The organism is Anaerocolumna xylanovorans DSM 12503, assembly GCF_900143645.1.
In the GTDB taxonomy this organism is placed as follows: Bacteria; Bacillota; Clostridia; order Lachnospirales; family Lachnospiraceae; genus Anaerocolumna; species Anaerocolumna xylanovorans.
The window spans coordinates 274,661-286,610 of the sequence record NZ_FRFD01000007.1 but is presented as its reverse complement, the minus strand read 5'-3'; the positions used below and the strand labels follow the sequence as shown (position 1 = coordinate 286,610).

Here is an 11,950-nt window from a genome sequence, read left to right as displayed (position 1 = left end):
GTGATATGGAACAGGTTAAGCTAAAAAAACGAAGTGAAGTGGACTCGAATTTTAAATGGTCCATAGAAGATTTATTTGCAAATGATGGATTATGGAAGCAGGAATATATCGAAACAAAAGAAGAGATAGAAAAGGTAAAGAATTACAGGGGGAAGTTGTCCCAGTCAGGCAAACAGCTGTATGAATTTTTAAGGCTGCAGGATGAAATAACCTTTCATTTGCAAAGAGTATATGTCTATGCCAATGAGAAATATCATGAGGATACCGGTAATAATGTATACCAGGGATTTTCCGAGCAGGCAGGAAATCTGGCAGTGGCTTATAACTCTGCGGTATCTTTTGCCAATGCAGAAATATTGTCCATGCCGGAAGAGGTACTTCATAATTTTATAAAGAATACCCAGGGACTTTCACAATATGAATTCGCTTTAAACGAGATTCTCCGCAATAAGCCTTATACGCTAAGCGGAGAGATGGAGGAACTTTTAGCCCTGGCAGGTGATATGGCTTCTTCGCCCCAGACGATATTCTCTATGTTCAATAACGCTGATATCAAGTTCCCGGCCATTCAGGATGAAAAGGGAGAATTGGTGGAAATAACCCACGGCAGGTTTATAGGATTTTTGGAAAGCGGGGACAAAAGAGTACGAAGAGAAGCTTTTCAGGGGCTGTATGCTTCCTATATAAAATACAAAAACACCCTGGCTGCCGTATACAGTGCGAATGTGAAGCAGGAAGCCTTTTATGCAAAGGCCAGGAAATTCCCATCCACTATGGCAATGAAATTGTATAACAGCAATATACCCGTTGAGGTGTATAAAAATCTTATCGAAACGGTACATGAAAAAATGTCTCTTATGCACCGTTATGTGGCCTTAAGGAAGAAACTTATGGAGCTTGATGAGCTTCATATCTATGATTTGTATACTCCCATCGTAAAGAATGTGGATATCAAATATACCTTTGAGGAGGCAAAAGAGCTTGTTGTAAAAGGACTTTCTCCCCTTGGCGAAAAGTATAAAGAGGTACTTTTAGAAGGCTTTAGAGACAGATGGATTGATATCTATGAGAATCAGGGAAAGAGAAGCGGTGCTTATTCCTGGGGTGCATATGGAACCCATCCCTATGTACTGCTGAATTATAACGGCAGCCTGGATAGTGTATTTACCTTAGCCCACGAGATGGGCCATGCGCTGCACAGCTATTACTCCAACAAAACCCAGCCTATAACCTATTCGGATTATAAGATTTTTGTAGCAGAGGTAGCTTCTACCTGTAATGAAGCGCTACTGATGGAATATATGCTATCCTGTACAGAGGATAAGAAACAGAAGGCATATTTGATTAATCATTTTCTGGAGCAGTTCCGAACAACTCTTTACCGTCAGACTATGTTTGCGGAATTTGAGATGTTAACCCATGAGAAGGTACAAAAGGGAGAAGCTCTGACAGCAGAAGCCTTAAGTACCCAGTATAAAGAACTGGTGGAACAGTACTATGGCAAGGATGTTGTTGCAGATGAGGAGATTGCTTTTGAGTGGTCCCGGATACCGCATTTTTATACTCCTTTTTATGTTTATCAATATGCTACCGGATATTCTGCTGCAATTGCTCTTTCCAGAAAGATATTAAAGGAAGGTGAAAGTGCGGTAGAAGATTATATCGGTAAATTCCTTCAGGGAGGAAATTCCGATTATCCTATTGAGCTGTTAAAAAAAGCAGGGGTGGATATGAGCAGCAAAGAGCCTATAAGGCAGGCACTTGAGCTTTTTGAAGAGCTTCTTAACGAGATGGAAGCCTTGATGGAATAAGCCCATATACAGTTTGGCGTTTAAAACAGGGAATCATCCTGCAGAAGTCAGTCCTGCAGGATGATTCCCTGTTTGTATTCATTTTTAGGCATTATACCGAATTTATTATAGACTATTTCATTGTATAGAGCAGTAGAAAAAAGATCTTCCTGAAACATGGCCTGTGCAGTCTTTGGAAGCTTAACCGCAGTGCCTCCTGTTTTTGTTATCAGGGGAAGCTTGCTTTTCTTTGCCATAGAGCGTAAAAGGGGTGAGGCGGTTTTCCTTATTCCGAGAATTCTTGCGTATTGGGCATAACCGGCTGCTTTATACTGCTTCATGGAATCTTCCGTTATATTAAGGAGAATGTGAAGAAGTGAGCGGTTAAGGCGGGTGAGGGTCCATTGCTTTGATTTCATAACCTTGGCAGCCTCGCTAAATGTCAGGCCCGGTTCCATCAGGCTCTTGATCCTGTTAGCCAGGTCGGGAGTAACATCCAGATATCTGGATAGTGAGGTGCTTGTTTCTGTCATAAGCTTATACTGAAGGAGAAGTGAGAAATCCTCTTCAAAGATGGGCCATGTTTTCTTATAAGTACTATCAAGCAGCGGGAATACTTCCTTTGGAATATGGCTTACAAGGTCCGTAAGCTGCTTTCCGTTTCTGATTGCTCTTCTGATGGCAGTGGCACTGCTTATAACAGAATCCTCCCCTTCATTTAAGGACTCCTTATGGTAAGCTGAAGAAATCCGGGGGATGGTAAGGGGCATAATGTTGCTGTTTAGTGTTGTAAGTGCTTTGATATATTCCATCCCCAGAATATTGTTAGGCGAAGAAAAGAGAGAAATATCCGTCTGCGGCATATATACCTGCAGGGCATCCATTCGGGCCTGGGGAAAGGTTTTTCCGGTTTTTAGGGAGTCGTTTAAGACTTTTTTAAATAAAGGGGGCTCTGTTAATAAAATATCAGAGGCTTCTTTTAATACCTCAATGCTGCCGCATTCACTTCCAAAGCACAGGGAATCTATTACACCAATGCCATTTAAGACAGAAACGGCTCCCATTGAAAAATATTCGGCACTTGCACCGGCAAAGCAGACAGGAAGCTCCAGTACCAAATCAGCACCGCAGGCAAGTGCCATTCTTGTTCTGGTATATTTATCAAGGAAAGCAGGTGCTCCCCGTTGTACATAATTACCGCTCATAACAACAACGCAGTAATCAGCACCTGATAATTTTCTGGCTTCTTTTATATGATGATGATGACCATTATGGAAGGGATTATATTCCGTTATTAATCCTACAACTTTCATACAGACCTCTTTTACGAAAATTATAAATTAGTATAGTAACTATAGTATCTACTATAGAGGAAAAAAGAAAATATGTAAAGGTACTTATATCTGAAAAGCAGGATAAGCGCATGATAATTTTGATTACATAAATCACAAAAAGGGATGCACTTTCAGGAAGTAATTGGTATAATAGTATTGAAAAAATAATTTTTTCAATTAAGCAGTAACGGGTATCAAATCAAAAATTTGATATTCAAGAAAGAGGGGTATATGATAAGGATTGCATTATGTGATGATGAACTGGACGAGCTTCATTTGTTGGAAAGCGTCATAAAGCAATATGAGGGAGAAAGAAATCTCTCGTTCAGGATATCTTCTTTTCGGAATGGGGAAGAGCTCACGAAGGACTGGGAAAACTTCGACATTGTTTTTCTGGATATCAAAATGGGCGGAATGGATGGAATGGAAGCAGCCAAAAACATTCGGAAGAAGGATAAGCAGGTGGAAATTATTTTTACCACCAGCCATATCGGATTGACAAAAGAAGCTTTATCAGTTCATGCTTTTGAGTACCTTGAGAAACCCGTCAATAAGGATACTATTTATTTACAATTGGATGAAGTCTTGGAGAAGATTTCCCAGAATAAACAAGTTTACGCCAAAAGAAAAGAGACCGTTGAAATAAATACCGGTAAAACTACAATCCGCTTTGCGGTAGATGATATTTACTATTTTGAGAGAAGTGACCGTAAAATAAAAGCTGTTACCAAAAGAGGAAATTACATTGTAATGGAAACCATATCCTCCCTGGAACAAAAACTCAAAGACTATGATTTTGTAATGCCGCATCAAAGTTTTGTGGTAAATATAAATCATATGCAGGATTATTATAAAGATGAAATTCTGATGACAAACAACGATAAGGTACCGGTTGCCCAGAAAAGGTCGTCGGAGTTTAAAAGGGTTATGAGGGATTTTTTACAAAAACAGATGGAAAAGAATTTATAAAAAATACATATTATACCAGATTAAGAAAATTTAAAGGAAGGATAGATGCCATATTGCGGTTTTATCCCTTTGATATGGCAATACCACAGGCAGTTCTGCGGTATGGGAATGTATAAATGAATGAAATAATATATGTGGTAGGATTATTGCTTTCAAGTTTCGTATCGGTACATATAATAATGGATTTTATGGGAACCTGTTTTGAAAAGAATGAGAAACGTTTCGCGTATGTGATTTATGAAACTTTATTTGTGCTTATTCTTGCAGGAGTTAATGCAATAGGCAATGAGTGGCTTAACCTTATTACAGTATTTGCGGCGGCAGGATTTTTAGCTGTCCGAATGTACAAGGGTAAATTTATTCATAATCTGCTCTTTGTAGTAATCCTCATAATAGGTATGAGTGCCTGTGAGTCCATTGGCATCTTGCTGATACATAGTTTTTACCACGTATCGGCTGTCAGTGTGGAATCTGCCAGGCTAAGCAGCTTCTATGATATGACCATCAGCCAGATTTTTGTTATTTTTATCAGTCATATGGTTATTATCCGGTTTGCCAAGAAAAAGGACATCAGTAATCTTAACACAAGACAATATCTGTTTACATTTATATATGCAGTTTTTAGTATATTGAATATATATTGTCTTTCTATCCAAATGAGGGATTTGACAAATCAGATTGCATTTGTCTGTGTAGTGATAACCTGTGTGGGAATTGTTATCATAAATACGTATTTCCTTAATATTCTGGAATATGAGTCGGAAAATAACCGGCTGATGTATGAAAACCGTTTGTTTGCACAGCAATCCAGAATGCAGTACCGGTATTATGACAGCCTGGAGCTTCAGTACAGGGAGTCCCTAAGCATCATTCACGATGTAAAGAGGCATATCCGTTCTATTGAAGAGTTGTATAAGCATCAGGAGACGGAAGCAGCAAAGGAATATGCAATAACCATCCATAACAGGCTGGATTCGTTCCGGTTGAATGAATACACTTCTAACCGTATGCTGAATATTATTTTGAATGATAAAATCAGGCTTGCAGAAAGTCATAAAATTGAATTTCAATGTAAAGTTGATGAAATCGATCTAAGCTTTATTGACAACATGGATCTTACGACGATATTTGTCAACCTTTTAGACAATGCAATTGAAGCCTGTGCCAATGTAACAGGCAGCAGGAACATTGATTTTAAGGTGGGGGCATTTAACAATCTTATAGCCATTACTATAAAAAACACAATGGAGGATACAAAGGATAATCCGGCTTATGTCAGCGTAATTGAACATAACCGGAAAGCCCAAAATGAAGGTATTGGTATCCCAAATGTCATCACTGTGATTGAAAAATATAACGGGGACTTAAATATTCAAAAAGAAGGCGGAATATTCACAGTAAGTATTGTTTTATCTAAGAAGGGGAAAGGGCTTAGAGAAATGTAGAATAGACAAAAAATCTGTCGATTAAGCATAGGCCCTTGATTTTGCGGAATACCACTTTATAATGAAGCTGTATATTTACATGGCAGGGGGGGATTCTGGTGCTTGATAAGGCTACGGACAGACTGGTAAATAAGCTGATTAAAAAAAGGGTCATTAAGGAAGAGGAATATGAACTTTACCAGTTTGGAATAGAGACAGCATTTTTAAAAGGATTGCATTTATTGTCGTATTTCATTTTGGGGTTATTGCTTGGAAGAATAATGGAACTCATTATATTTCTTGCAGTTTTTATTCCGTTGCGGGAATATTCGGGGGGATATCACGCTTCTACGAAGCTAAGGTGCTATATTGTATCCTGTATGACGGTTCTTTCTATGCTGGTTATACTTAGGTTATTTCCGAGGGATTTGTATGGCATCAGTATTTATCTGGCAATGTTTTCGGGGGCTTTGCTTTTTCTGCTGATACCGGTAGAAACGAAAAACAAACCTCTGGATGATTCGGAGAAGATATATTATAAAAGCAAAGCCGGCTTTATTATAGTCCTTTTGCTGGTGCTTTCTCTTTTCCTGTCTATGATGAAGCAGATGTCTTATAGCCTCATACTTGCATTAGGTCTTTTTTATGAGTTGATTGCTGCAATTGCCGGTAAATTGATGATGATTGCAGAAAAACCAGATGGTAATAATTGATACCAAAATCTTGTAGAATAGACAAAAAATATGTAGAATAGACAAGGTATATTGATATGGCAGATGATATTTAATATAATAACGATTGTGATAGTTAAATCACAAACAAATTAATTAGGAGGTTTGTCATGAAAAACCAGCTTGAAAAAAAAGTGTTAAATGCAGTATCAAAGATTGCTATGGGTAATGCCAAAAAATCAGCTAATTCTGCTTGCGTATTTTTCGGCTACCAGGCTAAACTTCCAGATTCAGTGAAAGAACTGAAAAAATTCTAATTTGCTAAAAATTCACTCCTACAATTTCTAGCAACAGAGATACTGTTAAGTCTTTTGGCTTAACAGTATCTTTTTTTGTAGAAAAATGCAGAAAGGATACTTGCTATACTGAGGGGTACTATGATACCATAAGCATAGATTTTATTAATACCACAAACTGATTATAATCTGATTTGAAATGGGGAAAAATTGAAAGTATACGATAAATAGTACAAATTTCCGGTAAAATATACACCAAAAATGATTAAATTTCTTACTTGTAACAAAAAAAGTTTTAGTCTATAATGTATGATGAGTTATTATGCTCATTTCCCATGGAATAATATACCTGGCAGGTGTATATCAGATTGGGCAGGAGTATGCAAGAATATATTTTTGTATTACGAAAGGAGATTTTTGTAATGGGATTCATTGACACTATTAAAGAACGGGCAAAACAGAATAAAAAGACCATTGTTCTGCCTGAAACAAGCGACAGGAGAACACTGGAAGCTGCTGCTAAAATATTAAAAGAAGAGATTGCTGACATTATACTTGTAGGCAAGAAGGAAGATATAGAAAAAGGTGCGCAGGGACTTGATATATCAAAAGCTGCCATCGTTGATCCTTTTACTACGGATAAGCTTGGCAGTTATATTGATCTGTTGGTGGAATTAAGAAAAAGCAAGGGTATGACACCGGAAGCGGCAAAGGAAGCACTTACAAAGGATTATCTGACCTTTGGTGTTACCATGGTTAAAGCCGGAGATGCTGATGGTATGGTAGCCGGTGCTATTAATGCAACAGCCAATGTATTAAGACCTTCTCTTCAAATTTTAAAAACAGCACCCGGAACGAAGTTAGTTTCTGCTTTCTTCGTTATGGTCGTACCTGATTGCGAATATGGTGCAAATGGTACCTTCATTTTCTCCGATGCCGGATTAAATCAGAATCCGAATGCAGAAGAGCTGGCTGCAATTGCCGGAAGCTCCGCAAAGAGTTTTCAGCTTTTAGTTGGTGAGGAGCCCGTTGTTGCTATGCTTTCACATTCTACAAAGGGAAGTGCAAAGCATGCAGATGTGGACAAGGTGCTTGAAGCAACAAGGCTTGCAAAAGAAGCATATCCGGATGTTAAAATAGATGGCGAATATCAGTTGGATGCTGCGATTGTTCCCAGTGTAGGTGCACAAAAGGCACCAGGAAGTGATATTGCCGGAAAAGCAAACGTTTTAATTTTCCCTGATTTGGATGCAGGTAACATTGGTTATAAACTTACACAAAGACTTGCAAAAGCAGAAGCTTACGGCCCTATTACCCAGGGTATTGCAAAACCGGTTAATGATTTATCAAGAGGCTGTACAGCAGATGACATTGTAGGTGTTATTGCCATTACTGCAGTTCAGGCTGCTGCAAACTAAGGCATAAACCAGGAAAGAAGGAGAACAAATATGAAAATATTAGTAGTTAATTGTGGAAGTTCATCTTTAAAATATCAGTTAATTGACGCAGAGACAGAAAAGGCACTTGCTGTTGGTATTTGTGAAAGAATAGGAATTGACGGAAGATTGGTTCATACTCCTGCAGGCGGTGAAAAGATCCGCATGGAAGCAGATATGAAGGATCATAAAGCTGCTATCAAATACGTACTGGATGCTTTGACAAGCAGTGAATACGGCGTAATTAAACATCTTGATGAAATCGGAGCAGTAGGACATCGTGTTGTTCATGGCGGTGAGAAATTTGCTTCCTCCACAATTATTACAGAAGAAGTGATTGCAGGAATCGAAGAATGTAGTGACTTGGCACCTCTTCACAACCCTGCTAACTTAATCGGAATCCGCGCCTGCCAGCATTTAATGCCCGGAGTACCTATGGTAGCTGTATTTGATACTGCATTTCATCAGACAATGCCTCAGAAAGCATACCTATATGGTCTTCCTTATGAGTATTATGAAAATTATAAAATCAGAAGATATGGCTTCCACGGAACCAGCCATAGTTTTGTAGCAAAGCGAGCAGTTCAGTTATTAGGTATTGATTCTAATAATTCCAAGGTAATTGTTTGCCATCTTGGAAATGGATCCAGTGTTTCAGCGGTTTTAAACGGTAAATCTATAGATACCAGCATGGGACTTACACCTCTTGAAGGGCTTATCATGGGTACAAGAAGCGGAAGTATAGATCCCGCTATTATTGAGTATCTTATGAAAAAAGAAGGCATGGACATTGACCAGGTAATGGACGTATTGAATAAGAAATCCGGTGTTCTCGGCCTTTCCGGTATCTCCAGTGACTTTAGAGACTTAGAAGATGCTACAGCAGAAGGCAATGAGAAAGCAATCATGGCAGTTGATGTATTTAACTATCATGTAGCAAAAACCATCGGTTCTTATGTTGCCGCCATGAACGGTGTGGATGCCATTGTATTTACAGCAGGTCTTGGTGAAAACGATAAGGCAGTAAGAAAGGGCACCATGAGCTATTTAGGCTATCTGGGTGTAGAGATTAATGAAGAGAACAATAACACCAGAGGTAAAGAGGTAGAGCTCTCCACTCCTGATTCCAAGGTTAAGGTATATATCATTCCGACCAACGAGGAGCTTGCTATTGCAAGAGAGACTGTTGCACTTTTGGCGTAAAATATAGAAATAAGTTCACACATATAGTATAAATATATGCAGAAAAGTCAAAATATACGTTGACAAAATATAATCTACTGATTATAATGGTGACAGTGCGAATTTTTGAAGATAGGAGATTGTTATGCTTATTAACTTGTCTGAGATTATGTCTGTCAAAGGCAATATCGTTTCCATACAAGCTCCCGTCGAAGCAGAGGAATTTTGCATAGAAGGCTTATGTTATCCTTTTGCAGAGAAGGAGCCGGTAAACTTAGAGTTAACCCATTTAGGTGACCGGAGGATAAAGCTGGAAGGCAACACAAAAGTCTCTCTGTTAATTCCGTGCAGCAGATGCCTTAAAGACGTAAAAACCTCTTTTAATCTTGAGTTTTCCAAGGAATTGGACCTTATGAAAGATTCAGAGGACCGTATTAAGGAATTGGATGAAACAAATTATATTAGTGGATATAATCTGGATGTAGAGTTACTTGTCTATGATGAAATATTAGTAAACTTTCCCATGAAGGTTCTGTGTGACGAGAATTGTAAAGGATTTTGCAAGACATGCGGTGCTGATTTAAACAAAGGTGATTGTTCTTGTGAAAAACAGGTCCCGGACCCCAGAATGTCAGTAATCCGAGATATATTCAATAATTTTAAGGAGGTGTAATCATGGGAGCTATCTGTCCGAAGAATAAACATTCCAAAGCGAGAAGAGACAGCCATAGGGCAAACTGGAAAATGTCTGCACCTAATTTAGTAAAGTGCAGCAAGTGCGGTGAATTAATGATGCCTCACAGAGTATGCAAAGCTTGTGGTTCTTATAACAAGAAAGAAATCATTTCTACAGAGAAATAGTTGAAAATCAAGGCCCTTGGGATTTCCCGGGGGCCTTATTTTTTGCATAAAGATTTATAGCTCGATTCTATTTGTAAAAACAATAATAAGGTTCATCTATGAATGAGTTTTAGATGACTTAGCTATACTAATGAGTGTACAATCATTATAGTTTATTAGGAGGTCGCAAAATGGCAGATAATAAAATGAAAAGCACAAAAAATAATAAAAAGGAAGATGGAACTTTTCATTCTAAGCACATTAAGCATGATCCCCAGGCCGAAAGTGCCCGTGCGGTGTTTGGGCTTCAGGGAGATAATTATCAAAATAATAAGAAGTAGAGAGCTGTACTGTAAACAGAGCTGATTTTAATAAGACCTTCAGGTTTCCCTAAAGGTCTTATTTTTGTTTGCCATATTGAACAAACTGTTTCCGGGTTGGAAATTCTAGTTTCCTCCCGGACCGTCTCTGCGCTCGGAATCATCCGGAGATACATCGGATGTCTGCGACACTGTGTGTAGGTCCTTCATAGAGGATTCCGTGCTGGCGTTTGTTGTGTTGACAGCCACATCTTGCATCCTACCAGTTGTCTTATTTTTTGTACTGTTTTTTGAATTACAATTTTTAGTGTTTGCCATACATAAACTCCTTCTGAGACTTTTTTACGTTCTTTTAGGAGAACGGTTCTGTTTATTAACGAACAAAGTTAGTATAACCGCTGTTTCGGGTTTTATGTATGGACTATAGGTGGTAAAAATTTTTAAAAAATAAGAGCAGGCCATCACCAAAGGCTGCCAGTTCATTCGGCTGCATTCCTTTTAGTTTGTCAGTTTCAATATAGGTAATCCTGTCCGCATAATTTTTTCTGAAACATGGTTCGAAAGAAGATTCTCCCCGGGGAATAAAAAGGCTGTCTTTTTTTATGTAGCAGGTTGAAGGGGTGGCTTTTTTCCGGTATTCCTTATCTACATATTGAGCCACACTTTTATGTACTGCCATGTCCTCCAGGGGAAGATAGTAATAATCGGATGGTGGAGTAAGATAATATTTAAGGGTACCCTTATAGACAGGGAGCTTAAATAATAAGGTATTGTCATCAAAAACAGCCGTTACCTGCATGTCTTTTATTGTCTCATTACCGCCCTTAAGGGATATTCTTTCTTTTAGAGGGCAGTATACTGTAAAGCCGGCAGGAAATGAGAAGGGTAATTGACAGGTAAGTAATACCAAGCTTTCTTCCTCTGAAAATTCACAGGATACCGTGGAAAGATTGCCTGTTAAATAGACATCTCCTAATATATCCCTGTAATAAAGCATACCGGATATGGGAAGAAGGCTTTTAACGTCTTCAAAATTATGAAGCAGAAGGATATCTTCCAGGTCACCGGCGCTTGGATTACTGTTTACATTAACGGACACGGATTTATCAACCAGCTTTTCATAAGCAAGCCTTCCTAAGTAGCCGGAATAGACGGAGATAAGCTCTTCGCCGGAGTAAGTATCTTTTCTTTCAAGGCCCAGGCAGCTTTCAATCGCTTTTAAGCGTGTGCTTTCCAGAGAGAGAAATTTCTTAAGCGGCAGTATCAGCTTGTACAAATCAAGGCTTTCAATATGGGAAAAAGGGTCGGGGATTCCATACATTGCCGCTTTTTTCTGTAAAAAAGGAATATCAAAACCACTGCCGTTATAGTGAATGATACGGCGGTATTTCTTTAAAAATTCAGAGAATGCAAGAATCAGTTCGGATTCTTTTTGTGGTTCTGTATTCAGCCACTGGGTTACCTGCCAGGAACCTTCTTTGTAATACATACAGCCTATCAGATAGACATAGGAAGTCTTTGGAGAAAAACCGGTGGTCTCGATATCGAAGAAAAGGATATCTTCTTTTTGATAGGGTTCATGAAGCAGATAAGTATATTCTATTTGAAAGAAAGAATGCTTTGTTTTCATATTGTAAAATCCCTCATAATCTTTATTATAATAATTATTTTAACATAAGAGCGCCGGT

Annotated in this window: 12 protein-coding genes; 10 read left to right on the top strand and 2 right to left on the bottom strand. The window is 38.5% G+C overall.

What is annotated here, in order from left to right; genetic code table 11:
* Window positions 1-5 precede the first annotated feature (5 nt).
* A complete protein-coding gene (gene pepF, locus BUF11_RS13465; protein ID WP_073589369.1) occupies window positions 6-1,811 on the top strand; it encodes an oligoendopeptidase F in 1,806 nt (601 codons plus the stop codon).
* 47 nt (window positions 1,812-1,858) lie between these two features.
* Here the strand turns inward: pepF and BUF11_RS13460 are convergent, their stop codons facing one another.
* Window positions 1,859-3,103: a nucleotidyltransferase gene (locus tag BUF11_RS13460; protein ID WP_073589368.1), complete on the bottom strand. Its 1,245-nt coding sequence runs from the start codon at window positions 3,101-3,103 to the stop codon at window positions 1,859-1,861.
* A 252-nt stretch (window positions 3,104-3,355) separates the two neighbouring features.
* Here BUF11_RS13460 and BUF11_RS13455 point away from each other — a divergent pair, with 252 nt between their 5' ends.
* The 9 genes from BUF11_RS13455 to BUF11_RS24390 all read left to right on the top strand — a co-directional run bounded on the left by BUF11_RS13455 (window position 3,356) and on the right by BUF11_RS24390 (window position 10,283).
* Window positions 3,356-4,093, top strand: a complete 738-nt coding sequence (locus tag BUF11_RS13455; protein WP_073589367.1) for a LytR/AlgR family response regulator transcription factor — start codon at window positions 3,356-3,358, stop codon at window positions 4,091-4,093.
* A 116-nt stretch (window positions 4,094-4,209) separates the two neighbouring features.
* Complete coding sequence (locus tag BUF11_RS13450; RefSeq protein ID WP_073589366.1) at window positions 4,210-5,538, top strand: sensor histidine kinase; 1,329 nt, start codon at window positions 4,210-4,212, stop codon at window positions 5,536-5,538.
* A gap of 98 nt (window positions 5,539-5,636) precedes the next feature.
* Window positions 5,637-6,230 (top strand): accessory gene regulator ArgB-like protein, encoded by a 594-nt coding sequence (locus BUF11_RS13445; RefSeq protein ID WP_073589365.1) that lies wholly within the window; start codon window positions 5,637-5,639, stop codon window positions 6,228-6,230.
* Between the two features lie 128 nt (window positions 6,231-6,358).
* Window positions 6,359-6,505: a cyclic lactone autoinducer peptide gene (locus BUF11_RS13440; RefSeq protein WP_084558648.1), complete on the top strand. Its 147-nt coding sequence runs from the start codon at window positions 6,359-6,361 to the stop codon at window positions 6,503-6,505.
* Window positions 6,506-6,906: 401 nt separating this feature from the next.
* On the top strand, window positions 6,907-7,902 hold the full coding sequence (gene pta / locus BUF11_RS13435) for a phosphate acetyltransferase (protein WP_073589364.1): 996 nt from the start codon (window positions 6,907-6,909) through the stop codon (window positions 7,900-7,902).
* A 30-nt stretch (window positions 7,903-7,932) separates the two neighbouring features.
* Window positions 7,933-9,123 (top strand): acetate/propionate family kinase, encoded by a 1,191-nt coding sequence (locus BUF11_RS13430; protein ID WP_073589363.1) that lies wholly within the window; start codon window positions 7,933-7,935, stop codon window positions 9,121-9,123.
* A 124-nt stretch (window positions 9,124-9,247) separates the two neighbouring features.
* Window positions 9,248-9,775, top strand: coding sequence for a YceD family protein (locus BUF11_RS13425; RefSeq protein WP_073589362.1), 528 nt, complete (start codon window positions 9,248-9,250; stop codon window positions 9,773-9,775).
* A 2-nt stretch (window positions 9,776-9,777) separates the two neighbouring features.
* Window positions 9,778-9,963 (top strand): 50S ribosomal protein L32, encoded by a 186-nt coding sequence (rpmF, locus tag BUF11_RS13420; RefSeq protein WP_073589361.1) that lies wholly within the window; start codon window positions 9,778-9,780, stop codon window positions 9,961-9,963.
* Window positions 9,964-10,133: 170 nt separating this feature from the next.
* Window positions 10,134-10,283 carry a CPC_1213 family protein gene (locus BUF11_RS24390; protein ID WP_175562065.1) on the top strand — a complete coding sequence of 50 codons (150 nt, stop codon included), beginning with the start codon at window positions 10,134-10,136 and terminating at the stop codon, window positions 10,281-10,283.
* Between the two features lie 400 nt (window positions 10,284-10,683).
* Here BUF11_RS24390 and BUF11_RS13410 read toward each other — a convergent pair whose 3' ends face one another.
* Complete coding sequence (locus tag BUF11_RS13410) at window positions 10,684-11,892, bottom strand: ribonuclease H-like domain-containing protein (protein WP_073589359.1); 1,209 nt, start codon at window positions 11,890-11,892, stop codon at window positions 10,684-10,686.
* Between the last annotated feature and the right edge of the window lie 58 nt (window positions 11,893-11,950).

Bases quoted from the DNA above. Each gene is read 5' to 3' on its own strand.
- BUF11_RS13410 (WP_073589359.1), bottom strand. From the start codon at position 11,892: ATGAAAACAAAGCATTCTTTCTTTCAAATAGAATATACTTATCTGCTT.
- BUF11_RS13460 (WP_073589368.1), bottom strand. From the start codon at position 3,103: ATGAAAGTTGTAGGATTAATAACGGAATATAATCCCTTCCATAATGGT.
- pta (WP_073589364.1), top strand. From the start codon at position 6,907: ATGGGATTCATTGACACTATTAAAGAACGGGCAAAACAGAATAAAAAG.
- BUF11_RS13450 (WP_073589366.1), top strand. From the start codon at position 4,210: ATGAATGAAATAATATATGTGGTAGGATTATTGCTTTCAAGTTTCGTA.
- BUF11_RS13430 (WP_073589363.1), top strand. From the start codon at position 7,933: ATGAAAATATTAGTAGTTAATTGTGGAAGTTCATCTTTAAAATATCAG.
- BUF11_RS13440 (WP_084558648.1), top strand. From the start codon at position 6,359: ATGAAAAACCAGCTTGAAAAAAAAGTGTTAAATGCAGTATCAAAGATT.
- BUF11_RS13425 (WP_073589362.1), top strand. From the start codon at position 9,248: ATGCTTATTAACTTGTCTGAGATTATGTCTGTCAAAGGCAATATCGTT.
- BUF11_RS24390 (WP_175562065.1), top strand. From the start codon at position 10,134: ATGGCAGATAATAAAATGAAAAGCACAAAAAATAATAAAAAGGAAGAT.
- rpmF (WP_073589361.1), top strand. From the start codon at position 9,778: ATGGGAGCTATCTGTCCGAAGAATAAACATTCCAAAGCGAGAAGAGAC.
- BUF11_RS13455 (WP_073589367.1), top strand. From the start codon at position 3,356: ATGATAAGGATTGCATTATGTGATGATGAACTGGACGAGCTTCATTTG.
- pepF (WP_073589369.1), top strand. From the start codon at position 6: ATGGAACAGGTTAAGCTAAAAAAACGAAGTGAAGTGGACTCGAATTTT.